Below are 24,399 nucleotides of genomic sequence, written 5' to 3'. Positions count from 1 at the left end.
ACTGTTCCGTCGCTTGAAAGGCTACCGCCGGATTTTCTCGCGCTTCGACAAGCTGGATGTCATGTTCCTTGGATTCCTCAGCTTCGTCCTAGTCGTTGATGGGCTTCGGATGTGTTAACAGGCCCTAGTCAGTCGCTCTAGCGACCACTGACGTTGGTGGCGCCAGACGGTTGTTTGAGCCAGACGGCTGCTTCAGTGTTGGCAGCGCGGGCAGGTATTGACCTATCGCTGCCCCGCCGACGTAGCCGCCTGATCGAATGTTATGCCGCCGTGTACACACCGCGTATGCAGGCGCGACCGTTAAGCTACAAACCTCTGCGCCTGCCTGGCGCCTTCATTCGGCCAGACTGCCCATGTCAAAGCACCGCACCCGTCCCTTGATGCTGATTGCGCTGGCGGCCGCGCCGCTGGCGCACGCGCAGGAAATCGCCGCAACCCCTGCCTCGCCGCAGGCCTGCACCTCCGTCACCTCGGATGCGGCGCGGCTGGCGTGCTACGACCGGGCGCTGGGCTACACGCCGCAGCTGACCGCAGAAGCCGACGCCGCCGCGCAACTGGCCAAGCAGAAAGAGGCCAAGCCACAGGACGAACGCGCCATCAGCCGTGTCGGCGATTTCTTCCGTGCAGATGGACAGGACCAACCCAAGGCCGAGGCGGTCGCCAACGCCGGTCGCGGCTCGCTGCTGGATCGCCGCTGGGAGCTGGCCAAGGATTCCAAGCTGGGCACGTTCCAGCTGCGCGGCTACAAGCCGGTGTATCTGTTGCCGGCGTTCTGGACCAGCGACTCCAACCGCACCCCGCAGTCGCCCAACCCGGCCAACTCGGTGTCCACCCCGCAGCAACTGGACAGCGCCGAGCTGAAGTTCCAGCTCAGCTTCAAGACCAAGGTGGTCGAGGATCTGTTCGGCGACAACGGCGATATCTGGATGGGCTACACCCAGAGCTCGCGTTGGCAGGCTTACAACACCGATGCCTCGCGCCCGTTCCGCGAAACCAACTACGAGCCGGAGGCGATGTTGGTGTTCCGCAACAACTACAGCCTGTTCGGCTGGAAGGGCCGCATGAGCGGCATCAGCATCAATCACATGTCCAACGGCCGCGAGGACCCGCTGTCGCGTTCCTGGAACCGGGTGATCCTCAACATCGGCCTGGATCGCGAGAACTGGGCACTGACGCTGCGTCCGTGGTTCCGCATCAAGGAAGACCGCGCCGACGACAACAATCCCGATATCGAGGATTACATGGGCCGCGGCGACGCGACCCTGGTCTACAACAAGGACGGCCACGAGTTCGCGTTGATCGCACGGCATTCGCTGCGTAGCGGCGACCGCTCGCACGGCTCGGTGCAGCTGGACTACGGCTTCCCGATCACCAACCTGCTGCGCGGCCATGTGCAGGTGTTCGACGGCTACGGCGAAAGCCTGATCGACTACAACCACAAGGCGACCTACATCGGCCTGGGTGTGTCGTTGCTGGAGTGGTTCTAATAGCAGCCGATTCACTGGCCGGCGTATTGTCGGCCAGTGCTAGCGCCGACGTTTGATCGGAGCTGGCGTGCCCGTCGCAAAACGCTTGCGGCCGAGCACGCGTACTGGGAGCATGGATGTACGCACTCCGTGCACGGCCAACCAGGCCGCCCCGTCGACAGGACGTCCCATGGCTCGCCCGCACCGCTCCTTCTTCGCCCATGCCTCTGCGCTGCTGGGCGTGCTCAGTCTGATGGGTGTGGTGTGTTTCCACTTTCCCGATCTGTTGACCAGCCGCGAGTTCCGCGCCGCCTATAACGAGCAGTTCGCACGCCATCTCCTGCTGGTCGGGCTGGTTGCCGCGTTCTTGCTGGGTACCTTCGCCATTCTGCGCGACCGCAACAAGCGCATTGCGATGGTTGGTGTGGGCAGCGCAACGTTGGCGGTGTTGTTCGGTGGCACCAACGTGCAGTTCGATACGATCGGGCTCACGCCCTATTCGCTTGGCCTGGACTGGTTTGTGATTTCGCTGTTTTTCTCGGCGCTGGTGTTCGTGCCGCTGGAACGCTATCTGGGCAAGCGCCGCATTTCGCCGTTACGCCCCGGCTGGCGCACCGATATCGGCTACTTCTTCATGAGCCATGTGCTGGTGCAGTTCATCCTGATCCTGGTCACCGCTTCCACGTCGAGTATCGCCGGGCTGGCCGCGTTTCCATCGCTGAAAGCGGCAATCCAGTCCCTGCCTGTGTGGGGACAGTTTCTGATCGCAGTCTTCGTTGCCGACATGGCGCAGGCATCGCTGCATCGGGCGTATCACAACATTCCGTGGCTGTGGCGATTCCACGCGGTGCATCACTCCAGCCGCGAGATGGACTGGCTGGCCGGATCGCGCATCCATTTTGTGGAAATCGTGCTGACCCGCAGTGCGGTGCTGCTGCCGCTGTTGATTCTCGGTTTTTCGACCCCGGCGGTGAATGCGTACGTGATTCTGGTCGGCCTGCAGGCGGTGCTCGCACATTCCAACCTCGGCCTGCGTTTTGGCTGGCTGGAATACGTGCTGGTCTTGCCGCGTTATCACCATTGGCATCATGCGCGCCAGCAGGACTATATCGACGTCAACTACGCCATCCATCTGCCCTTGGTGGACATGTTGATGGGTACGTTCAAACTGCCGCGGAGTCGCGACGCGTGGCCGCAGGAATATGGCGTCATGAAACTGGAAACGGTGCCCAAGGGGCTGATGCGCCAGCACCTGATGCCATTCCGTCGGCGCAAGACGTTCGACGATTATGTGGACTAAAACTCGAAATACGGGTTGCGTTGGAGTGTTTGCCCGGCGCGGTTAATCACGTGCAGAACGGCTGATCTGCGGCCTGGCTGCAAGGCCCTTGCCCGCCCACCATCGCGGGACACGCTGCAAGTACGTCCTTGTAAGCTCTTACGCGGCATCCATGCCGCGTAAGGTCCCGCGACAGTGGGCGGGCAAGGACCAGTGGAGATGGTCGGTGGGCTTGGTTGCGATCAGTGGATGCAGCGCGGCTGTCCGATGAGCTGCGGTTTGATCAGCGCCTGTCGATCTGATCGATGTCGCGACCATTCCAGACATCACGCCATTCGGTCAACGAACGCGACACGTTGCCGCCATCGATACAGTGTGCGGGAGGTTGTGTCAGAGCTGACGACCGCACCGCACATATGAAAACAGCGCAGGAAATAATCCTGCGCTGTCATTGCCGAAACACCGCAATAACCATCAGACGTCGAAGAAATCCACCTTGCCGTCTTTCAGGGTGTAATACGCGCCGACCACGCGGACATTGCCTGCGCGCAGCGGTTCCAGCAGTGCCGGCTCGGAGGCGGCACGCAGGCGGTCGACGGTGCGTTTGACGTTGGCCTTGACCGAGGCGGCCAGCAGGTCAGCGCCGCCCTTGCTCTTGGCAGTCAGCACGGCGGGGACGATCGGCTCGATCATCGAGCCGATCGCGCCGGGGAAGAACGCGCCCTGCTCCACCACCGACACCGCAGCGGCAACCGCGCCGCAACTCTCGTGGCCCATCACCACCACCAGCGGCACGCCGAGCTGGCTCACCGCATATTCGATCGAACCCAATGCAGTGGTATCGACGGTGTTGCCGGCGTTGCGCACGATGAACATCTCGCCCAGGCCGCGACCGAACAGCAGTTCCGGCGGCACGCGCGAATCCGAGCACGACACCAGAATCACGAACGGAGTCTGGCCCAGCGCAAGTTCCAGCCGGCGCTTGCCGTCGGAGATCACCTTCTTGGGGCGGTTCTCGACAAACGCAGCGTTGCCGTCACGCAGGGTCTGCAACGCCTGCTCGGCGTTTAGATCGGTTTTCTTCGACGGCGCGGCGCGCACAGCGAATGGCAGTGACGCGGCGGCGGCCGCGACCGGCGCGCAACAGGCGCATTGCAGCAATTTTCGACGGGATGCGGAATGCGACATGGACGAGCCCCTGCTCTCTGGTTGGTGTCGCGATCGTACTACGCGGCAAGCGCGGCGGAACGCTTTGGAGCGCGCTGATGGACGCTTCACAACGCCTGCTGCGGCTGGAGATTCAGGTCCAGTCCGTTAGACCCTCGCGGCGATAGGTTTCCTGAAACGCCGGCCGGGCTTTCATTCGCTGCGCATGCGCGTGCAGCGCCAGCCAGGTATCGCTGGGCCGGGGCATATTGCGCGACCAGCGCATCATCATAGTCAGCATGAAATCGGCTGCCGACAGCGTCTGGCCGAGCAGATACGGACCATTGGCTTGCAGGTGCGCATCGACCTGGGTCCAGGCCGCTTCGAGTTTTTGCCGTGCCTGCGCCTGCGCCGCATCGCTGTGCGCGGCACCGGCCGGCTCGCCCGGGTAGAACCAGGCGCGATACGCCGGCTGCAAGGTGTTGGCGCAGAAGAACATCCACCTGTAGTAGTCCGCACGCGCAGGCGTGCCGACCGGCGGCGCCAGCCCGGCCTGCGGATACAGGTCGGCCAGATGCAGCACGATTGCTGCTGCCTCGGTCAACACCTGGCCCTCCAGCACCAGCGTCGGCACCACGCCGGCCGGATTGAGTGCCAGATACTCAGGCGATTTGTGCTCGGCGCGATCGAAATCCAGCGGATGCAGCACGTGCGGCACATCCAGTTCGATCAGCAGCCAATGCACGACCAGGGCTGCGGTGCTGGGGGAGTGATAAAGCGTTGTGGTCATACGAATTCCTGAAGTCAGTTGGTGCAGGCGCGCAGGCAGGCGAGCTTGCGTGGTTCACAGCGATTGTCGTCACTCTGTTGGCTGCAATCGAAGACCTGCGCGAGGCAATTGGCCCGCTGTGCCGGATTCTGCACGTCATCGCAGCGTTTTCCGCGCGGCGCCACCGAGGCGCTGCAACTGCTCTCGCTAGGCCGATCGGCGCGGCATTGTCTGGCACTCTGATTGCACTGCGCGATGCAACGGTCCGACGCTGCGGGCCCGCTGAATCGTGTGGAGGGCTCGCTTGGCCTGAGTGGCTTTTTTTCTTCAAACGGCACCGGCGCGGCTGGTCTCGGTGCGTAGTTGCCGGAAGGAAACAGCACCGTCGGCGCTGTCTTCTGCTGCGCTGCCACACCCTGGCTGAGGCAGACCAACAACGCGATGCAGATAAGTCGGAGCATTCCTGTTCTCCTGTGACCGTCAGTACGCCGAGCATATCGGGTTGTCGCTCGGCGTTGCCTGGCCGCGTGGTCGATCCGGCAGGCCGTCTTCATCCCGATAGACAGACACCGGCTGATGACGGGGACCTAAGCGTATTAACTTGTTTGCGGGACGCAGCGACGCCGTGCAGTTGCGTCGCCGCTCCAGGCCAAGCTTATTCCACCACAACCGGAATCTTGCCGATGCGCGACTGCCACAAACGCGGCCCGGTCTTGTGCACCGACTCGCCAGTGGAATCCACTGCGACGGTCACCGGCATGTCCTTGACCTCGAATTCGTAGATCGCTTCCATGCCGAGGTCTTCGAACGCCAGCACGCGCGCAGCCTTGATCGCCTTGGACACCAGATACGCCGAGCCGCCGACGGCCATCAAATAGACGGCTTTGTTGTCGCGGATCGCATCGATCGCCGCATCGCCGCGCTCGGACTTGCCGACCATGCCGAGCAGGCCGGTTTGTTCCAGCATCTGGCGGGTGAACTTGTCCATGCGGGTGGCAGTGGTCGGGCCGGCCGGGCCCACCACTTCGTCGCGCACCGGGTCGACCGGGCCGACGTAGTAGATGAAGCGGTTGGTGAAGTCGACCGGCAAGGTTTCGCCCTTGTTGAGCATGTCGATCATGCGCTTGTGCGCGGCGTCGCGGCCGGTCAGCAGCTTGCCGTTGAGCAGCACCACTTCGCCTGGCTTGAAGCTGGCCACTTCCTCGCGGGTGATGGTGTCCAGATTCACCCGGCGCGCGTTGGTCGGGTTGTAGGTGAGCTTGGGCCAGTCTTCCAGCGACGGCGGGTCCAGCATCACCGGGCCGCTGCCGTCCAGGGTGAAGTGCGCGTGGCGGGTGGCGGCGCAGTTGGGAATCAGCGCCACCGGCAGGTTGGCGGCGTGGGTCGGGTAATCCTTGACCTTGATGTCCAGCACCGTGGTCAGGCCGCCCAGGCCCTGCGCGCCGATACCGAGCGCGTTGACCTTTTCGTACAACTCCAGCCGCAGTTCTTCGGCGCGATTGGAGGCGCCGCGCGCCTGCAGATCGACGATGTCGATCGGCTCCATCAACGCTTCCTTGGCCAGCAGCATGGCCTTTTCGGCGGTGCCGCCGATGCCGATGCCGAGCATGCCCGGCGGGCACCAGCCGGCGCCCATGGTCGGCACGGTCTTGAGCACCCAGTCGACGATGGAGTCGGACGGGTTGAGCATGGCGAACTTGCTCTTGGCCTCCGAGCCGCCGCCCTTGGCCGCGACGATCACTTCGACATGGTGGCCGGGCACGATCTTGGTGTTGACCACCGCCGGCGTGTTGTCGCGGGTGTTGGTGCGCTTGCCGGCCGGGTCGGCCAGCACGCTGGCGCGCAGCTTGTTATCGGGGTGGTTGTAGGCGCGGCGCACGCCTTCGTTGACCATGTCTTCCACACCCATGGTGGCGTCGTCCCAGCGCACCTGCATGCCGATTTCCAGGAACACGGTAACGATGCCGGTGTCCTGGCAGATCGGGCGGTGGCCTTCGGCGCACATGCGCGAGTTGATCAGGATCTGCGCGATGGCGTCCTTGGCGGCCGGCGATTCTTCGCGCTCGTAAGCGGCGGACAGATTCTTGATGTAGTCGACCGGGTGGTAATAGCTGATGTACTGCAGCGCGTCGGCGACGGACTGGATGAGGTCTTCCTGCTTGATCGAGGTCACGGCTGGCTCTACGGCTGGCGGGGGCAATCCGGGCATTTTAGTCCAAACTTCCAGCGCGTCCTGCGGCCGCGTCAATGGCTGCGATTGACCAGGCCAAGGATTGCGTGGCGCCCGACCCAACGCCCGGGTGCCCTGCGATACACCGGCCGCACCGATTTGCGAGGGCGCAGTCAGCGACAGAGCAGCTATCGCGCGCCAATGCAGGGATGCGCACTGGCGCCCTCCAACACTTCACGCCTACGCAAAGCGCTGCACACTAGTGCGATGTCAGCATCCCGTTCCGGCGCCACCGCGCCCGCCGCACCCCGTACCGGCCCCACCCTGCGCGAGCGCTTGAATGCGTTGCGTAACCTGCCACCGTTTCTGCGCCAGATCTGGCAGACCAGCCGCTGGCTGAGCGCCAGCAGCATCGGCCTGCGCGTGCTGCGCGCGTTGATGCCGGTGGCTTCGCTGTATATCGGCAAATTGATCATCGACGAGGCGATCCATCTGGTCGGTCAACCGCCGGCCTTCGATTCGCTGAGCCAGGCGCTGAGCAGCGGCCGCCTGAACCGGCTGCTGGAATTGCTGGCGCTGGAACTGGCGCTGGCGGTCGGTTCGGACCTGCTCGGCCGGCTGGTCGGCTACGCCGATGCGCTGCTCTCGGAACTGTTCAACAACGCCGCCAGCGTGCGCCTGATGGAACACGCCGCGCAGCTGGATCTGGAGGACTTCGAAGACCCCGACCGGCAGGACAAGCTGGATCGCGCGCGGCGCCAGACCATGAACCGCATGAACCTGATGAGCCAGCTGTTCGGCCAGGTGCAGGACGCCATCACCGTGGTCAGCCTGGCGGTGGGCCTGATGGTGTATGCGCCGTGGTTGATCCTGCTACTGGCGATCGCACTGATCCCGGCCTTCATCGGCGAGGCGCATTTCAATGCGCTGGGCTATTCGCTCAACTTCCAGTGGACACCGGAGCGGCGCCAGCTCGACTACTTGCGCCAGGTCGGCGCGAGCGTCGAGACCGCCAAGGAAGTCAAGATCCTCAACCTGCACCGCTTCCTGATCGCGCGCTATCGCCGGCTGGCCGACAAGTTCTTCCAGGCCAACCGCGCGCTGGCGCGCAAGCGTGCGTTGTGGGGCGCATTGCTGGCCGCGCTGGGCACCCTGGGCTACTACATGGCCTATGGCTACATCGCCTGGCGCACCGTGCGCGGCGATTTCAGCATCGGCGATCTGACCTTCCTGGCCGGCAGTTTCCTGCGCCTGCGCCAGTTGCTTGAAGGCCTGCTGATCGGGTTTTCGCAGGTCGCCGGCCAGGCCTTGTATCTGGACGATCTGTATTCGTTCTTCAACATCGTGCCGGAAATCCGCTCGCGCCCGAATGCACTGCCGGTGCCGCGACCGATCCGCCAGGGCTTCGTGTTCGAGGATGTGGGTTTTCGCTATCCGGACGCCGAACAATGGACGGTGCGGCATCTGGATTTCGAGCTGCGGGCGGGCGAAGTGCTGGCCCTGGTCGGCGAAAACGGCGCCGGCAAGACCACCCTGGTCAAGCTGCTGGCACGGCTGTACGACCCGGACGAAGGCCGCATCCTGCTCGATGGGCAGGACCTGCGCGATTACGATCTGGACGATCTGCGCGCCAACCTGGGCGTGATCTTTCAGGACTTCGTGCGCTACCACCTGAGCGTGGGCGAGAACATCGGCGTGGGCCAGGTCGATGCGATGGACGATGCACCGCGCATCCAGGCCGCCGCGCAGCGCGCGATGGCCGGCGAGCTGATCGACAGCCTGCCGGATGGCTACGATCAATTGATCGGACGACGCTTCAAGAACAGCGTGGATCTGTCCGGCGGGCAATGGCAGAAGATCGCCATCGCACGCGCCTACATGCGCGATGCGCAGCTGATGATCCTGGACGAACCCACCGCCGCACTGGATGCGCGCAGCGAGTTCGAGGTATTCCAGCGCTTCAAGGAGCTGTCGGACAACCGCACCGCGGTGCTGATCTCGCACCGCTTCTCCAGCGTGCGCATGGCCGACCGCATCCTGGTGCTGGCCGCTGGCCGCATCGAGGCCAACGGCACGCATGCGGAGTTGATGGCGCAGGGCGGGCGGTATGCGGAGTTGTTCGAATTGCAGGCGGCGGGGTATCGGTGAGGCCGGGATTCGGGATTGGAGATTGGGGATTGGCCTGAGCTGCCGGTCCATCGCGGGCCCGAGAACGTCCAGGCCCCAAGGATCCGCTCTTGCGAATTGCGAATCACCAATCCCGAATCCCGAATCCCGGCCACCTAAATGAGAGTTCATCTCATTTGGCCGGCTTGAGGTAGAATTGGGAGGTACTCTTCCCACGACACTCACCGGCATGTCTTCCGCTTTCGGCGCCCAAACGGTGCTCGAGGTCCGTCACTGGACCGACGCCTACTTCAGCTTCACTACGACCCGCGATGCCGGTTTCCGTTTCGAGAACGGCCAATTCGTGATGATCGGCCTGGAAACCGAGACGCGCCCGTTGCTGCGTGCGTACTCGATCGCCAGCGCCAACTGGGAAGAGCATCTGGAGTTCTTCAGCATCAAGGTGCCGGACGGCCCGCTCACCTCGCGGCTGCAGCACATCAAACCGGGCGATCAGGTGCTGGTCGGCAAGAAGCCCACCGGCACGCTGCTGATCAGCGACCTGCACCCGGGCCGCAACTTGTATCTGCTGGGCACCGGTACCGGCCTGGCACCGTGGTTGTCAGTGATCAAGGACCCGGAAACCTACGAGCGTTTCGACAAGGTGATCCTGACCCAGGGCGTGCGCTTCGTGCAGGATCTGGCCTACCGCGACTATTTCGAGCGCGAGCTACCGCAGCACGAGTTTCTCGGCGACCTCCTGCGCGACAAGTTGCTGTATTACCCGGCGGTGACGCGCGAAGACTTCGCAAACCGGGGCCGCCTGACCGAGCTGATGGAAGACGGCCGTATGCAGCAGACGCTGGGCTTGCCGCCGCTGGATCCGGCCAACGACCGCTTCATGATTTGCGGCAGTCCGCAGATGCTGGCCGACCTGCGTAACGTGCTGGATGCGCGCGGCTTCGAAACCTCGCCACGCATCGGCACGCCGGGGCATTACGTCTTCGAGCGCGCGTTCGTCGAGAAGTGATGCGGCGCGCGTGAAACGCCAGCGATGGTGCGGCGTTTTACGTAGACCGCATCGCCAGCGCGCGTGCGTCGTAGGAGCGCACCTGGGCGCGATGAAGCAGTCCCGGTAACGCCCCATCGCGCCCAGGTGCGCTCCTACGGGTTGAGCAACGCGCCCTGCAAGATCACGCGCCCAGCGCGCGCTCGATATCTGCAGCCAACGCTTCCGGCTTGGTGGTCGGCGCATAACGTTCCAACACGCGGCCATCGCGCCCGATCAGGAACTTGGTGAAGTTCCACTTGATCGCTTCCGAGCCCAGGACGCCGCGCTGTTCGTGCTTGAGGTGCTGCCACAGGGGATGCGCGCCGCTGCCATTGACCTCGATCTTCTCAGCCAGCGGAAAATCCACTGCGTAATCGAGCGAGCAGAACTGGCGGATCTGCGCCGCATCGCCCGGCTCCTGATGGCCGAACTGATCGCATGGGAATCCGATCACCACCAAGCCACGTTCGCGATAGCGCTGCCACAGCGCCTGCAGGCATGCGTATTGCGGCGTAAAACCGCATTTCGAGGCGACATTCACCACCAGCAGCACCTTGCCGGCGTAGTCGCGCATCGACTGCGTGCGACCGTCCAGGTCGGTGAATTCGAATGTGGAGATGTCGCTCATGGCGTGCTCGGATGCTCAGGGAAACTGCAGCGTAGCCCAGCTGTCGACATTGCGGCACTGCATCCGCACTGCGCGTGCTCAGCACGCGCGCGCCAGCAGAAAGGCGCGACAGATCGACGCTCTGTTGGGGCCATCCCCACATTTCATCCAATGTCTCCGAATCATTGTTGGCGCCGCAGGTGAAACGCCAGGCGGCCCCACAAAACGAACGAGACCCAAGCGAGCCATCATTGGACCAGCCCAGATGGCGCACCTCGCCGCAGCGTTTGACTACGGCATTTCACGACAACGCAGCGTCTTGTGAGTCGCGGTCTAGCGGCGCCAGCTAACGGCAGAGCCCGCGTGCACTGCCGCCGACCAGCTGGTCGAGCTCGGCCTTGTCCACCGGCCACGTTCGCGGATTGGCTACACGATGACCCTCTAGCCATGCCTTTTGTCACACGCCTGTCCCGGCCGGCTGGGTTAGCCTCGGCGGTTCGCACTTTGGAGCCACTCTCTTGACCACCCGTCTCGCCTTTGCCCTGGCCGCTTCCCTGGGACTCGCCATGCCGTCCTACAGCATCGCCGCGCCCGCCACCACGCAGGCCGCCACCCAAGCCAACCCGTTCTTCGCCGACAGCACGCTGCCGCTGCATTACCCGCAGTTCGACAAGATCACCGACAGCGATTTTGCTCCCGCCTTCGACGCCGGCATGACCGAGCAGTTGAAGGAAGTGGAAAAGATCGCCAACCAGAAAGCCAAGCCGAGCTTCGACAACACCATCATTGCGCTGGAAAAAAGCGGCGCCACGCTCGATCGCGCCACCACGGTGTTCTTCAACCTGGTCGGTGCCGACACCAACGATGCGCGCAAGAAACTGCAGGCCGATTATTCGGCAAAATTCGCCGCGCACCGCGACGCGATCTCGCTCAATAGCAAGCTGTTTGCACGCATCCAGACCTTGTACGACCAACGCAGCAAACTGGGCCTGGACGCGCAAGGCCTGCGCCTGGTCGAGAAGTACCACAGCGATTTCGTACGCGATGGCGCCAAGCTGTCCGATGCCGACAAGACCACGCTCAAGGCGATGAATGCCGAGCTGGCCAACCTGGGCACCACCTTCAGCCAGAACGTGCTGGCCGAAGTGAATGCCGCCGCAGTCGTCGTCGATGACGTCAAGCAGCTCGATGGCTTGTCCGATGAGCAGATCGCCTCTGCCGCCGAAGCCGCCAAGGCACGCAAGCTCGACGGCAAATACGTGATCGCACTGCTCAACACCACCGGCCAGCCGCCGCTGACCCAGCTGAAGAATCGCGACCTGCGCAAGAAGATCTACGACGCTTCGGTGTCGCGTGGCAGCCACGGCGGCCAGTACGACAACACCGCGCTGGTCGCACGCATCATGAAGCTGCGCGCAGACAAGGCCAAGCTGCTCGGCTTCCCCACCTACGCCGCCTACTCGCTGGAAAACCAGACCGCCAAGACGCCGGAAGCGGTCAACGCGATGCTGGGCAAGCTGGCGCCGGCGGCAGTGGCCAATGCCAAGCGCGAAGCGGCCGATCTGCAGGCGATGATCGACAAAGAACAAAAAGCCGCGCGCAAGCCGAGCTTCAAGCTCGAAGCCTGGGATTGGGCCTACTACAGCGAGAAGGTGCGCCAGGCCAAGTACAACTTCGACGAGTCGCAGCTCAAGCCGTACTTCGAGCTGAAGAACGTGCTGGAAAACGGCGTGTTCTATGCGGCCAACCAGGAATACGGCCTGACCTTCAAGCAGCGCACCGACCTGCCGACCTATCGCGACGACATCACCGTCTACGACGTGTTCGATGCAGACGGCAAGCAGCTGGCGATCTTCATCGCCGACATGTACGCACGCGAATCCAAGCGCGGCGGCGCGTGGATGAACTCCTACGTCTCGCAGTCGGATCTGACCGGTTTCAAGCCGGTGGTGGCCAATCACCTCAATATTCCCAAGCCGCCGGCCGGCCAGCCCACGTTGCTGACCTGGGACGAAGTGACCACCATGTTCCATGAGTTCGGCCATGCGCTGCACGGCATGTTCTCGGACGTCAAATACCCGTATTTCTCCGGCACCAGCGTGCCGCGCGACTTCGTCGAGTTCCCCTCGCAGGTCAACGAAATGTGGGCCGATGAGCCATCCATCCTGAAGAACTACGCCAAGCATTACCAGAACGGCACGCCGATGCCGCAGGCGCTGCTGGACAAGGTGATTGCGGCCTCCAAGTTCAACCAGGGCTTCGCCACCACCGAGTATCTGGGTGCGGCGATGCTGGATCAGAACTGGCACCAACTCAGCGCCAACCAGGTGCCTGATGCGGCCGGCGTGATGGCCTTCGAAGCCAAGGCCCTGCAGCAGGACGGCATTGCCTACGCGCCGGTGCCGCCGCGCTACAAGACCCCATATTTCAGCCACATCATGGGTGGTTACGCGGCGGGCTATTACGCCTACATCTGGTCCGAAGTGCTGGACGCAAACACCCAGCAGTGGTTCAAGCAGCATGGCGGGTTGAGCCGCGCCAATGGCGATCGTTTCCGCCAGACCCTGCTCTCGCGCGGTGGCAGCGTGGATGCGATGGAGCTGTTTCAGAACTTTGCCGGGCATGCGCCGCAGATCGAGCCCCTGCTCGAAAAGCGCGGCCTGAGCGCGCAAGGCGGCGATGGTGCAACGCCGGAAGCACCACAGTCCAAGCCGTAAAGGGACCTGCAGGAAAATAAAAACGCCGTCCGGAGCGATCCGGGCGGCGTTTTTTCATGCGTGCGGTGGCGCGTCCTGCGGCAAGCCAGACGCCTGTCGTTCAGAGCTCGACAGCATCCACACCTTCCAACAGTTTCCTCAGCAGTTTTTCCAGACGCACCTGCTCGGCCTCGCTCATGCAGGCAGTTTCTGCATTCAACAGCGTGCAGGCATCGGGAAGCAGACTGTTGATCAAGGCCAGGCCTGCCGGCTGCAACGTCAGCACGATCTTGCGCCGATCGTCGGGGCTGCTGCCGCGCGCGATCAAGCCCTTTTCGCAGAGCTGATCGGTGAGCCGGGTGATGTTGGCCGGCTTCTCGCTGGCCGCTTCGGCCACTTCGGTAGGCGTGATCGCCTGCTCCGGCGTGCCGTAGAGCATCATCAGAATTTCGTATTCCGGTGGACTGATCCCATACGGCTTGAGCGTTATACACCCCTGCGTATGCAGCCGCTTGTAGAGATGCTTGATCAACCTCACCAGGACAGCCGGCTCCCGTGGGAACGCCGGGTAACGCACGCAGGTGTGGTCCACGCGACTTGCGGTTGGATCGAAACTACTCATATCACCCGTTTGATTACATTACTGAATGGCCAAGCCATTCAATCACATCATCTGCGGGGTGACATCTCAGCGAGCGAAGAGATGTACGTATTCCGGCGCGACCCAGGCCAATAATGTGGAGGCAGCGACATCGGCGGTCTGCGTGCCATCCGAATACGGCCCCACCTGATACGGCGGAAACACGAACCGTAGCGCAGTGATCTGCCCTGCCGGGTTCAGTACCGGCACGAACTGGGCAAAGTTGTCGACCTGTGCCGCGGTGCCTTCGGCAATCATGCGATCGGCCGAGGCCACCTGTTCGGCCTGCTCCTCGACCGGTACGCGATCGGCTTCCACGCGCTGGGCGGCGGCGTTGTGCAACTGCGCGGCGACCTCGCGTGCGATCTTTTCCCAGCCCGCCGGGTCGGGAATCAGCGCCTGAGCCGTCAATTGCTTGCGCTCCTTGACCAACCAGACGAAGCGCGCCACCAGGGGCTCGCCATGCGCGCCGCCGGTGTAGCGGCTGCCATCGGCAGACACCACGATCAGATCGGCAGTCTGCAGCACGGTCTCAAACGCCAGCGACAGTTCATAGGGTGCGGCCGGTTTGTCGTTACCAAGACCAGAGACGGCTTCCATCAGTTCGGTGCGCGCATCCTGCGAATAGCTGCGGATCAGCGCGGCCAGTTCCGGGTACGCATCCAGCCCACGTGGATAGCTGATGCCGACCATATAGGCAGGCGCATGCTCGATCACATCTTCCAATGGGCCGCTCTGGACGACGACGGGCTCCGGAGCCGGCATCGCTTGTGCTGTTGCGTCCGCTGCCGGCTCCGTCGTTTCTGCCGTTGTAGGTGCGCGCTGCGTACACCCCGCCAGCAGAGCCAGCATCAGCACGCCCCGCATTCCATTCACTGCAAACAACCGCCCCATCCCACCTGCCCCTCATCGAATACACGCTGCAAAGACACGCTGCCGGCGATCAGGCCAGCAGATCCTGAAACTGTTGATGCCGACGTACATACACCTCGGCGTAGCTGCACTCGGGTACGACCTTCCACCCCGCCTGGCGCGCGTAATGCAAAGCGGCCTCGACCAACACGGCAGCGATGCCGCGCCCACCGATCGCATCCGGCACATGCGTATGCGTGATGGTCATGCGCTCGCCCTCAAGACGGTAGGCCAGCTCGGCGCGTTGTCCATCGGTGTCTACGCTGAAGCGTTGCTGGGTCGGATCGTGTTCTGCCTGCACTGTCGCGGCCTCCATCATGGTCTGCGTCTGGCAGTGAATGTGGCGATGAGTGTGACCAGCGCGGCGCCGCGCCTGCGTGAAAATGAATCGATGCTGTGACACGTAGCGCAGCGCGTCGAAGGCGCACTTAAGTTCGTTCGCATAGCGCCGATAGCTGAGCCGAAGGCATTCGCTGCGCATGGCCGGCTGGCACGGGTTGCCGGCCATCTGCCGAAGCTTTCGCCTTACCTACGAGGAGTCACCGCATGAACAACGATTCGGCAGGACACAGCACAGACAGCGATAGCTCGTTGCTGGAGGGCTTGTTCCAGTTCGCCATCAACGGCGATACCCACAACCCGGACTTCGCGCAGCTCAACGATACGGTGTACGAGCGCTTGCAGCAGGCCTACGGCAGCACTGCCGTTGCCGACCAGGAACGCAACGCGGCCTGAGCCACGCGTCGCGTTACCCGCCAGGGCCAATCGCATCGATGGCCCTGGCCGGTTGCCTCAGGCAACCCAGCCATCACGATTTCCGATCACCGCCGCGCCGCCTGACGGCCACGCTGTCCTTCGGCAAACCTTGCTAAACCGACGCGCTTAACCGAAGCGCGGATTGGACAGCTGCTCCAGAAACACCTGCCACACCCGCGGCTCCATGATCAGCATGAACATCACACCGAAGGCCGCACCGGCCAGATGCGCGCTGTGGTTGATGCGATCGCCGCCACGGCGGTCCATCCACAGGCTGTAGCCCACGTAGAACACCGCATAGATGATCGCCGGCGCCGGAATGAACAGCACCAGGATGATCGTCCACGGCTTGAGCAGGATGAAGGCGAACAACACCGCCGACACCGCGCCGGAAGCGCCCAGGCTGAGGTAATTGGGATTCTTCTGATTCTTCAGATAGCTGGGCAGGATCGAGACCACCAGCGCGCTCAGATAGAACAACGGATAGGTCAGCACGCTGCCGCTCAGCCGCGTCATCACGTCTTCGATGTACCGGCCAAAGAAGAACAGCGTGATCATGTTGAAGACCAGATGGCCCAGGTCGGCATGGATGAAGCCGTAGGTCACCAGGCGGTCGTATTGCTTGTGCTTGTCCAGCGCCGGCGGCCACAGCACCAGCCGGTCGGCCAGCTTGCGGTTGTTGAACGCCATCCACGAGACGATGCCGGTGATGGCGATCAGGATCAGGGTAATCATGCGGACCTCAGGCAGAACGGTAATTGTCGACCATGCGATACCGGCGTGCGTACAGGCCGAAGGCCAGTGCCGCCAGAAACGCGAAGGCCGCGAAGAAGAACATCAAAAATGCCGCTTCGCTGAGCCCAGTATCGGCGATATGCGCGGTCACCGTCTCGTTGCGCACGGCCACGTTCGACAACAGCACCCATAGATTGCCCACCGTGGTGGTCAGGTACCAGAAGCTCATCACCACGCCTTTCATCGACGGCGGCGCCTGGCTGTAGGCGAATTCGATGCCGGTGGCCGACACCAGCACCTCGCCAAAAGTCAGCAGCGCATACGGCAGAATCTGCCAGGCGATATGCATCGGCTCGCCGCCGTCCATGCCGATCTGGATGCCACCGACCGCGATCCAGGCCAAGCCGCTGAAGGCGATGCCGGTCGTCATGCGCCGCAGCGCTGTCGGCTCCCAGCCGCCACGCCGCAGCAACGGATACAGCACCAGGTTGTTGAACGGAATCAGCAGCATCACCAGCAGCGGATTGAGCGCCTGCATCTGCGAGGCGGTGAACCAGGCCGGCATCGTCATCTCGCGCCCCTGCAGCACCCAGGTCGAGGCCTTCTGGTCGAACAACGAGAAGAACGGCGTCACCAGCGCGAAGATCACCAGCACCCGCAGCAACGCACGCACGCCTTCGACCGCGGTATCGGGATGGATACCGCGTGCACGCTCCAGCTGCCACCAGGTGCCGCCACCGATGCCCGCCAGCAGCAATACCAGCGCCATGCACAGGCAGATGACGATGCCGAGCTGTTCGACCAGCGCGAAGCAGGCCAGTGCCAGCAGTACCGACACCACTGCCAGCATCAGGCCGGGACGGCCCTGCCCCGGCGCATGCGCCAGCAAGGCGGTGCGCATCACCGCACCGAAGCCATGTGGGTCCTTCGGTGGCAGCGGCACCCGCACGTAACGCTTACGGCCCAGCCAGAACACCAGCGTGGCCACGAACATCAGGATGCCGGGAATGCCGAACGCCCATGCCGGGCCCAGATGTTTCAGCGCCAGCGGAATCAACAACGAAGCGAACAACGAGCCGAAGTTGATGATCCAGTAGAAGGCATCGAATACCACCTTGGCCCGGTGCTTGTTTGACTGATCGAACTGGTCGCCCATGAACGAGGCCACCAGCGGCTTGATGCCGCCCGCGCCCAACGCGATCAAGCCAAGCCCGACGAAAAATCCGTTGCGGCTGCCTTCGAACAGCGCCAGGCACGCATGGCCGGCGCAGTACACCAGGCTGAACCACACAATGGTGTTGTATTTGCCGAAGAAGCGATCGGCCAACCAGCCACCGAGCAGCGGAAAGAAAAACACCCCGATCATGAAGCTGTGCAGGATGTGCTTGGCCTCGGCCTCACGGCCGGGCCCGCCGACTTCCTGCAACAGCAGCGAGGTGATCAGAAACTGCACCAGGATGTTGCGCATCCCGTAGAAGCTGAAACGCTCGCAGGCCTCGTTGCCGATGATGAAAGGAATCTGGCGCGGCAGTTGCGCCCCGGCAGTAGAGCCCGGCAAGGTGGTAGTGGTCAAAGGCAGTCCGGTCGAGCAGAAAACACGCGCTATCGTACCGGCGGCTGCGGGTTGGCCGCCATCGCGACCATTGGATAAGGCTTTCCGTGTAGGACGTTGTATGCGTCGACCCCGCTGCGGCTGTTGCTACGGTCGTGGCTCGGTTCGGAAAGTCGTCCGGCCAGGCGCATGCTGAAAAACACGTATCGAAACCCCGCTGCCAAGCCGATCACGCGCAAGTCATGACGCAGTGCAGATTGGCCTGCTGCGCCGGCTCGGCTACATTGCAAACGTTTTCCTGGAACACTGGACCGCTGGATGCCCCGCTTCACCCGCCTGGCCCTGAGCCTGTTGCTGTTGACCACCGCCCCCGCCGCACTGGCCGCCGAACCGCTGACCACCCAGGCCGAGCGCAGCGAGTTTGCGCAAACCGGACGCTATGATGAAGTCATCGCGTTGTGCGATGCCTTCGCGCAGCGCTACCCGCAGGCGGTGCGCTGCATCGAGTTTGGCATCACCCCGGAAGGCCGGCCGATGAAGGCGCTGATCGTCTCCACCAGCGGGGCGCTGGATGCGGCCAGCGCCGCGCAGCGCAAGTTGCCGGTGGTGCTGGTGCAAGGCGGCATCCATGCCGGCGAGATCGACGGCAAGGATGCGGGCTTTCTGACGCTGCGCGAGTTGCTGGACGGCAAAACCGGCAAGGGCGTGCTCGACAAACTGGTGTGGGTGTTTGTGCCGGTGTTCAACGTCGACGGCCACGAACGCTTCGGTGCCTGGAACCGCCCCAATCAGCGCGGCCCCGAACAGATGGGTTGGCGCACCACCGCGCAGAACCTCAATCTCAATCGCGATTACGTCAAGGCCGACGCGCCGGAGATGCAGGCGATGCTGCGGCTGGTGCAGCAGTGGGATCCGCTGATGTACGTGGACCTGCACGTCACCGATGGCGCCAAGTTCGAACACGATGTCTCGGTGCAGGTGGAGCCGGTGCATGCCGGCGATGCCACGCTGCAGCGCGACGGCACGCGCTGGCGCGATGCGGTGATTGCCGATCTGGCCAAACAGGGCTCGCTGCCGCTGCCGTATTACCCCTCGTTCGTGCACGAAGACGACCCGACCTCCGGCTTTGCCGACGACGTGTCGCCGCCGCGTTTTTCGCATGGCTATTTCCTGCTGCGCAACCGCTTCGGAATGCTGGTGGAAACGCATTCGTGGAAGACCTACCCGGTGCGTGTGCGGGTCACCCGCAACGCGATCGTCTCGGTGCTGCAGCAGACCGCGCGCAACGGTGCGAAGTGGCGCGCCGATGCGCTGGCGGCGGATCAACGCGCAACCAAGTTGGCTGGTCAATCCGAGCCGTTAAGCTTTGCTGCAGGCCCAGCCGCACGCACTGTCGCCTTCCGCGGCTACGCCTACACGCGCACGCCTTCGCCGATTTCCGGCGCGTTGATGACGCGCTACGACGAGACCAAACCGCAGATCTGGAAGGTGCCGTTACGCGATCAGATCACCCCCGACGTGGTGATCGATGCGCCACGCGGCGGCTATCTGGTGCATGCCGCGCAGGCCGCGCTGGTGGCGGAAAAACTACGCCTGCACGGCATCGCCTTCGACACCATCGCCACTGCTCGCGCGTATCCGGTGCAGAGCTTCCGTGCCGACAAGGCGACGTTTGCCACGCGCTCCAACGAAGGCCACCAGAACCTGGAGATCACCGGGCAGTGGCGCGACGAAACCCGCACTGTGCCGGCTGGCTCCTTGTTCGTGCCGATCGCCCAGCCCAGGTCGCGTCTGGTGATGGCGATGCTGGAACCGCAGGCGCCGGATTCGCTGCTGCAGTGGGGCCTGTTCAACACCGCGTTCGAGCGCAAGGAATACATGGAGGATTACGTGGCCGAAGAGGTCGCGCGCGACATGCTCGAGCGCGACCCGGCAGTGAAGGCGCAATTCGAACAGCGCCTGGCCAGCGATGCGGCTTTCGCCGCCGACCCAAAAGCAAGGCTGGAATTCTTCGCCCGCCTGCATTCCTCCTGGGACGAGCGCTACCGCTTGTATCCGGTGTTGCGCACGGCACAGACGCAGTTCTGATGCCGCGCCCGATTACGGCAACCCCCTGATTCGGCTCGCACGCGCGCCATTCGAACTTGGGCACTGCGGTGCCCTCCCCTGATTGCAACCGCACCACAAGGACCACCCCGTGCCACACCCCGATATGAAAACGTTTACACGCGCCACGCCGCGCCGTCTCGCGCTCGCCATTGCACTCGGCATGAGCGTCGCGTTTGCCGCCCCGCTCAGCGCACAACCCGCCGCTGCAGCGCAGCCGTGGATGGACACCGCGTTGACTGCGGACCAGCGCGCCGACCGCCTGCTCGCGCAGATGAGCGAAGACGAAAAATTCCAGATGCTGCGCAGCTACTTCGGCCTGGGCACCGACAAGATTCCCAAGCCCGAAGGCGCGCTGGGCTCGGCCGGCTACGTGCCCGGCATCCCGCGCCTGGGCATCCCCGCGCAGCAGTTGGCCGACGCCGGCGTCGGCGTGACCAATCCGGGCGGCATCCGCAAGGGCGACTTCGCCACTGCGATGCCGTCCGGTCCGTCCACGGCATCGAGCTGGAATCCGCAACTGGCCTATGCCGGCGGCAAGACCATGGGCCGCGAATCCTGGCAGCAGGGCTTCAACGTGCTTCTGGCCGGCAGCGTCAACCTGCAGCGCGACCCGCGCAACGGGCGCAATTTCGAATATGCCGGCGAAGACCCGCTGCTGGCCGGCACGATGGTCGGCGAATCGATTCGCGGTGTGCAGAGCGAGCACGTGCTGTCGACGATGAAGCACTTCGCGCTCAACGACATGGAAACCCGGCGCAACTTCCATAGCGCGCAGATCGGCGAGCAGGCGATGCACGAATCGGACCTGCTGGCATTCGAGATCGCGTTGAAGATCGGCGACCCGGCCTCGGTGATGTGCTCCTACAACAAGATCAACGGTATCTACGGCTGCGAGCACGATTACCTGCTCAATCAGGTGCTCAAGCAGGAATGGAAATACCCCGGTTACGTGATGTCCGATTGGGGCGGCGTGCACAGCGGCTCCAAGGCGGCGCTGGCCGGTCTGGACCAACAATCGGCCGGCGAAGTATTCGATGCGGCGGTGTTCTTCGATGCGCCGCTGCGCATGGCGGTGTCGGCCGGGGTGGTGCCACGCGCGCGCTTCGACGACATGGTCAAGCGCGTGCTGCGCAGCCTGTTCGCGCATGGCGCGTTCGATCACCCAACCCAGCGCCAACCGATCGATGGCAAGGCCGGGCTGCTGGCCGCGCAACATGTCGCCGAAGAAGGTAGCGTGCTGCTGCGTAACGAGCAGGCGACCCTGCCGTTGTCGAAGGATGTGCGCCGCATCGCGCTGATCGGTGGTTATGCCGACAAGGGCGTGATGTCCGGCGGCGGTTCCTCGCGGGTGGACTACACCATCAACGGCGGCAACGCGGTGCCCGGCCTCACCCCGACCACCTGGCCCGGCCCGGTGATCATCCATCCGTCCTCGCCGTTGCAGGCGCTGCGCGCCGCATTGCCGAACGTGCAGATCGATTATGTCGACGGCAAGGACCGCGCTGCCGCAGCACGCGCGGCCAAGGCCGCCGATGTGGCCATCGTGTTCGCCACCCAATGGGCCGCCGAATCGGTGGACCTGCCGGACATGCAGTTGCCCGACAACCAGGACGCACTGATCGAAGCGGTGGCCAAGGCCAACCCCAAGACCACCGTGGTGCTGGAAACCAACGGCCCGGTACGCATGCCCTGGGCCGAGCGCGTGCCAGCGGTGTTGCAGGCATGGTATCCGGGCATCGGCGGTGGCGAGGCGATCGCCAACCTGCTGACCGGCGCGGTCAATCCGTCCGGCCATCTGCCGGTGACCTGGCCGATGGACGAATCGCAGCTGCCGCGCCCGTCGATTCCGGGCCTGGGCTTCAAGCCGGCCAAGCCGGGCGAAGACACGATCGACTACGCCATCGAAGGTGCCAATGTCGGCTACAAGTGGTTCGCCGCGCGCAAGCTGACCCCGCGTTACCCGTTCGGCCACGGCCTGTCGTACACCCAGTTCCGCATGGGCGGGCTGCGCGTGGAAGCCAACGGCAGCCAGCTCACGGCCAACTTCGAAGTGGAGAACATCGGCCAGCGCGAAGGCGCCGCCGTGCCGCAGCTCTACGTCACCTTGCCCGACGGTCATGCCACCCCGCTGCGCCTGATCGGCTGGCAGAAGCTCACCCTCAAGCCGGGCGAAAAGCGCAAAGTGCAGCTGATCGCCGAACCCAAGACGCTGGCCGACTTCGATGCCAAGGCACGTCACTGGAACATCGCGGCCGGCACCTACCGCGTGCAGTTGGCGCGTTCGGCAAGCGAACCGGTGCAGAGTGCGGAGGTCACGTTGCAGGCCGCGCAGCTGCCGTAAACCGGTGTCGCGGCGGGCGTGCATTGCGCGCGTCCGCCACGCCGTCTTCTCACGTCGCCGGCAGGCGCCAGCGATCAGGAAGAAATTGTGCGAGATGCGTTGACAGCTTCGTGGGCAACTTGCACAATTCGCCCCCTGAGTCGCCCAGGTGGCGGAATTGGTAGACGCACTAGCTTCAGGTGCTAGCGGGGGCAACTTCGTGGAGGTTCGAGTCCTCTCCTGGGCACCACGACTCACGGTAGATCGTAAAAAACCTCGCTCAGGCGAGGTTTTTTGCGTTTGGTCCATACGATTGGACGATGGTCTGTCGGCATTGCTGAGCATGCCGATAGGCAGCGCCAGGACTGCGCTGGCAGTGACTTTCGACACGCGACCACCTGGTGCGGCTTTGGCGACGATGCTTGATGCCTTCACGACCGCAGCCCGCTCCATGCGCACCCTCCTCTGGCTTGCCTTGCTAGCTGCCGTTTTCAGCCCGCATGCACGGGCAGACCAGACCGACAAGCACGATGCTCCTCGCCATCGCGCGCATGTGTCTTCGCACCAATGCGGTCTCAGCACGCCGTTCAATGTGCTCGCCGACAGCGGCGGTATCTGGCTTTACCGCGACAGCGATTGGCCGCGCGAAATTTTCTTCCACGGCGGCGAACTGAGCATCGACCACAAGGTGCAGCAGATCAGTGCGGCCGATGCACGACGCTTGTGGGAGATGGAACAGCAGACCCGCGCACTGATGCCGCAGGTCGCCGGCATTGCACACGACGTGATCGACCTCAGTTACGACGCACTCGGCGGTGTCATCGAGGTCATGACAGGCAGCGCGCTCAATGCCCGCAAGATCGAGAGGCTGCGCAAACGCGCAAGCGCGTATGTCGACGCCACCCTGGGCAAAGGGCGTTGGGAGCAGAAGGCATTCGGCGGCAACTTCGCGAACTACGTCGAACATGAGGCCGAAGAGTTCAAAGGCAGCATCGCGCGCCATATGCTCTGGCAGATCGTCACTGGGCGCTCGGACGGAATCGACAAACGCGCCCAGCAGATGGAAGGCCAACTGGATGCAAGGCTCGACGCCCAAGCATCCACCATCGAGGCCAACGCCAACGCGCTTTGCACACACGTGCAAGCATTGCACCAGTTACAAGACGCGCTTGAGTTGCGCTACCAGGGCAAGCGGCTGCAAATGCTCGCACCGCTGCGGGAAGACAAACCGCGCAATGACACCGAGCATGCCGAGCCGAAACCCCCCAACGGCGACGCACCGCCGAACGGAGCAGTCGAGGTGCCACCAACAACAAACAGATGAGGCATCACACCCTCATGCCAGATCACTCTTTCCCAGGCGGGGCGGGCAAGTCCTTGATGCTCTGCCTGATGGCGCTCGAACGGGCGAGATCCCCGTTTGCCTCATATGCCTCGGCAAGGCTGTCCAGCGCATTGCTGGACGCCGGAAACAGCAACACATTCAGTGCAAACACACGAATCGCCGCATCTACGCCGAGATTGGACAGAACGGTGTAGCCCGTCGTGTTGACCATAGCCTCGAGTTGATTGACGGGGAGGCTTTTGTCGGCACGCAGTGCATCGGCAAACACCTGCATGTCGTTATCGGCAGGCGATTGCAGCGCGAAGGCGATGAGTTTCTCCGACACGGCTTCGGCGGGAAACGTCTGTGGCGCGATGCTGGCCATGATGCTGTCGACCAGCACCCGGGACCACACCCCGCGCGTGCTGCCATTGGTCAAGTAAACGATGGTGTAGCTATCGCCATCCAGGGCATCGGCGAACAGCAGGCGCACCCTCACCCGCGCGCCGCCATCATGACCGACGTACCGATAGGCACCACTTGCGCCAACCTCCCAGCCGCTGGCAAACCAGCCGCGCTGTCCGTTGGTCAGCAGCTGCAGTTGCCAGAGCTGTTGCAGCGTTGCCTTGCCGACTAGGGCCTGTTAACACATCCGAAGCCCATCAACGACTAGGACGAAGCTGAGGAATCCAAGGAACATGACATCCAGCTTGTCGAAGCGCGAGAAAATCCGGCGGTAGCCTTTCAAGCGACGGAACAGT

The 24,399-nt window shown here is 63.4% G+C and carries 20 protein-coding genes, 1 tRNA gene and 2 pseudogenes; 11 read left to right on the top strand and 12 right to left on the bottom strand.

All coding sequences use genetic code 11. The features are described from left to right. From ABS769_RS19790 to ABS769_RS19780, 3 genes and pseudogenes are all read left to right on the top strand, one after another. Nucleotides 1-118: pseudogene (locus ABS769_RS19790) on the top strand (IS5-like element ISCARN85 family transposase); the annotation flags it as partial. Nucleotides 119-353: 235 nt separating this feature from the next. Beyond that, the gene (locus ABS769_RS19785) at nt 354-1,487 is read left to right on the top strand and encodes a phospholipase A (RefSeq protein WP_317062890.1); all 1,134 of its coding nucleotides are present in this window, start codon (nt 354-356) and stop codon (nt 1,485-1,487) included. Nucleotides 1,488-1,656: 169 nt separating this feature from the next. Continuing rightward, entirely contained in the window at nt 1,657-2,766 is a 1,110-nt protein-coding gene (locus ABS769_RS19780; protein WP_350498253.1) for a sterol desaturase family protein, read from the top strand. Nucleotides 2,767-3,219: 453 nt separating this feature from the next. Here the strand turns inward: ABS769_RS19780 and ABS769_RS19775 are convergent, their stop codons facing one another. The 4 genes from ABS769_RS19775 to ABS769_RS19760 all read right to left on the bottom strand — a co-directional run bounded on the left by ABS769_RS19775 (nt 3,220) and on the right by ABS769_RS19760 (nt 6,833). Continuing rightward, nucleotides 3,220-3,858, bottom strand: coding sequence for a carbonic anhydrase (locus ABS769_RS19775; protein ID WP_205394883.1), 639 nt, complete (start codon nt 3,856-3,858; stop codon nt 3,220-3,222). Nucleotides 3,859-4,045: 187 nt separating this feature from the next. Continuing rightward, a complete protein-coding gene (locus tag ABS769_RS19770) occupies nt 4,046-4,681 on the bottom strand; it encodes a glutathione S-transferase family protein (protein ID WP_317062892.1) in 636 nt (211 codons plus the stop codon). 14 nt (nt 4,682-4,695) lie between these two features. Then, nucleotides 4,696-5,121 carry a hypothetical protein gene (locus tag ABS769_RS19765; RefSeq protein WP_317062893.1) on the bottom strand — a complete coding sequence of 142 codons (426 nt, stop codon included), beginning with the start codon at nt 5,119-5,121 and terminating at the stop codon, nt 4,696-4,698. Between the two features lie 194 nt (nt 5,122-5,315). Beyond that, the gene (locus tag ABS769_RS19760; protein ID WP_317062894.1) at nt 5,316-6,833 is read right to left on the bottom strand and encodes a fumarate hydratase; all 1,518 of its coding nucleotides are present in this window, start codon (nt 6,831-6,833) and stop codon (nt 5,316-5,318) included. A 264-nt stretch (nt 6,834-7,097) separates the two neighbouring features. Here ABS769_RS19760 and ABS769_RS19755 point away from each other — a divergent pair, with 264 nt between their 5' ends. Both ABS769_RS19755 and ABS769_RS19750 read left to right on the top strand, forming a co-directional pair. Beyond that, nucleotides 7,098-8,978, top strand: a complete 1,881-nt coding sequence (locus tag ABS769_RS19755) for an ABC transporter ATP-binding protein (protein ID WP_317062895.1) — start codon at nt 7,098-7,100, stop codon at nt 8,976-8,978. Between the two features lie 208 nt (nt 8,979-9,186). After that, on the top strand, nt 9,187-9,966 hold the full coding sequence (locus tag ABS769_RS19750; RefSeq protein ID WP_023903476.1) for a ferredoxin--NADP reductase: 780 nt from the start codon (nt 9,187-9,189) through the stop codon (nt 9,964-9,966). Between the two features lie 163 nt (nt 9,967-10,129). On the opposite strand, the gene ABS769_RS19745 is transcribed toward ABS769_RS19750, so the two are convergent. Next, nucleotides 10,130-10,615, bottom strand: coding sequence for a glutathione peroxidase (locus tag ABS769_RS19745; protein ID WP_317062896.1), 486 nt, complete (start codon nt 10,613-10,615; stop codon nt 10,130-10,132). A gap of 497 nt (nt 10,616-11,112) precedes the next feature. Between ABS769_RS19745 and ABS769_RS19740 the strand changes: the two genes are divergently transcribed. Next, nucleotides 11,113-13,311 carry a M3 family metallopeptidase gene (locus ABS769_RS19740; RefSeq protein ID WP_317062897.1) on the top strand — a complete coding sequence of 733 codons (2,199 nt, stop codon included), beginning with the start codon at nt 11,113-11,115 and terminating at the stop codon, nt 13,309-13,311. Nucleotides 13,312-13,411: 100 nt separating this feature from the next. Here ABS769_RS19740 and ABS769_RS19735 read toward each other — a convergent pair whose 3' ends face one another. The 3 genes from ABS769_RS19735 to ABS769_RS19725 form a co-directional block, all read right to left on the bottom strand. Beyond that, the gene (locus tag ABS769_RS19735) at nt 13,412-13,912 is read right to left on the bottom strand and encodes a MarR family winged helix-turn-helix transcriptional regulator (protein WP_115038071.1); all 501 of its coding nucleotides are present in this window, start codon (nt 13,910-13,912) and stop codon (nt 13,412-13,414) included. A 66-nt stretch (nt 13,913-13,978) separates the two neighbouring features. Next, complete coding sequence (locus ABS769_RS19730) at nt 13,979-14,824, bottom strand: DUF3298 and DUF4163 domain-containing protein (protein WP_317062898.1); 846 nt, start codon at nt 14,822-14,824, stop codon at nt 13,979-13,981. A 49-nt stretch (nt 14,825-14,873) separates the two neighbouring features. Beyond that, nucleotides 14,874-15,161 carry a GNAT family N-acetyltransferase gene (locus ABS769_RS19725; RefSeq protein ID WP_317062904.1) on the bottom strand — a complete coding sequence of 96 codons (288 nt, stop codon included), beginning with the start codon at nt 15,159-15,161 and terminating at the stop codon, nt 14,874-14,876. A gap of 227 nt (nt 15,162-15,388) precedes the next feature. On the opposite strand from ABS769_RS19725, the gene ABS769_RS19720 reads away from it, so the two are divergent. After that, complete coding sequence (locus tag ABS769_RS19720) at nt 15,389-15,577, top strand: hypothetical protein (protein WP_006450869.1); 189 nt, start codon at nt 15,389-15,391, stop codon at nt 15,575-15,577. A gap of 147 nt (nt 15,578-15,724) precedes the next feature. Here the strand turns inward: ABS769_RS19720 and ABS769_RS19715 are convergent, their stop codons facing one another. After that, the gene (locus ABS769_RS19715) at nt 15,725-16,333 is read right to left on the bottom strand and encodes a rhomboid family intramembrane serine protease (RefSeq protein ID WP_104550982.1); all 609 of its coding nucleotides are present in this window, start codon (nt 16,331-16,333) and stop codon (nt 15,725-15,727) included. Between the two features lie 7 nt (nt 16,334-16,340). Then, the gene (locus ABS769_RS19710) at nt 16,341-17,906 is read right to left on the bottom strand and encodes an oligopeptide:H+ symporter (protein WP_317062899.1); all 1,566 of its coding nucleotides are present in this window, start codon (nt 17,904-17,906) and stop codon (nt 16,341-16,343) included. A gap of 297 nt (nt 17,907-18,203) precedes the next feature. Between ABS769_RS19710 and ABS769_RS19705 the strand changes: the two genes are divergently transcribed. The 4 genes from ABS769_RS19705 to ABS769_RS19690 all read left to right on the top strand — a co-directional run bounded on the left by ABS769_RS19705 (nt 18,204) and on the right by ABS769_RS19690 (nt 23,638). Then, complete coding sequence (locus ABS769_RS19705; protein WP_317062900.1) at nt 18,204-19,973, top strand: M14 family metallopeptidase; 1,770 nt, start codon at nt 18,204-18,206, stop codon at nt 19,971-19,973. Between the two features lie 124 nt (nt 19,974-20,097). Then, on the top strand, nt 20,098-22,335 hold the full coding sequence (locus ABS769_RS19700) for a beta-glucosidase family protein (RefSeq protein WP_317062901.1): 2,238 nt from the start codon (nt 20,098-20,100) through the stop codon (nt 22,333-22,335). A 142-nt stretch (nt 22,336-22,477) separates the two neighbouring features. Continuing rightward, a tRNA-Leu gene (locus ABS769_RS19695) sits at nt 22,478-22,564 on the top strand. Between the two features lie 126 nt (nt 22,565-22,690). Further along, nucleotides 22,691-23,638, top strand: coding sequence for a DUF2884 family protein (locus ABS769_RS19690; protein WP_350498252.1), 948 nt, complete (start codon nt 22,691-22,693; stop codon nt 23,636-23,638). 22 nt (nt 23,639-23,660) lie between these two features. On the opposite strand, the gene ABS769_RS19685 is transcribed toward ABS769_RS19690, so the two are convergent. Together ABS769_RS19685 and ABS769_RS19680 are read right to left on the bottom strand one after the other, a co-directional pair. Further along, nucleotides 23,661-24,131, bottom strand: a complete 471-nt coding sequence (locus tag ABS769_RS19685; protein ID WP_317062903.1) for a hypothetical protein — start codon at nt 24,129-24,131, stop codon at nt 23,661-23,663. Between the two features lie 150 nt (nt 24,132-24,281). Continuing rightward, nucleotides 24,282-24,399 (bottom strand): annotated as a pseudogene (locus ABS769_RS19680) (IS5-like element ISCARN85 family transposase); the annotation flags it as partial.

Origin of the sequence: Xanthomonas hortorum (genome assembly GCF_040279205.1) — a bacterium.
Lineage (GTDB): Bacteria > Pseudomonadota > Gammaproteobacteria > Xanthomonadales > Xanthomonadaceae > Xanthomonas > Xanthomonas hortorum_F.
The sequence above is the reverse complement of the archived record's forward strand: the minus strand, read 5'-3'. Positions and strand labels throughout refer to the sequence as shown.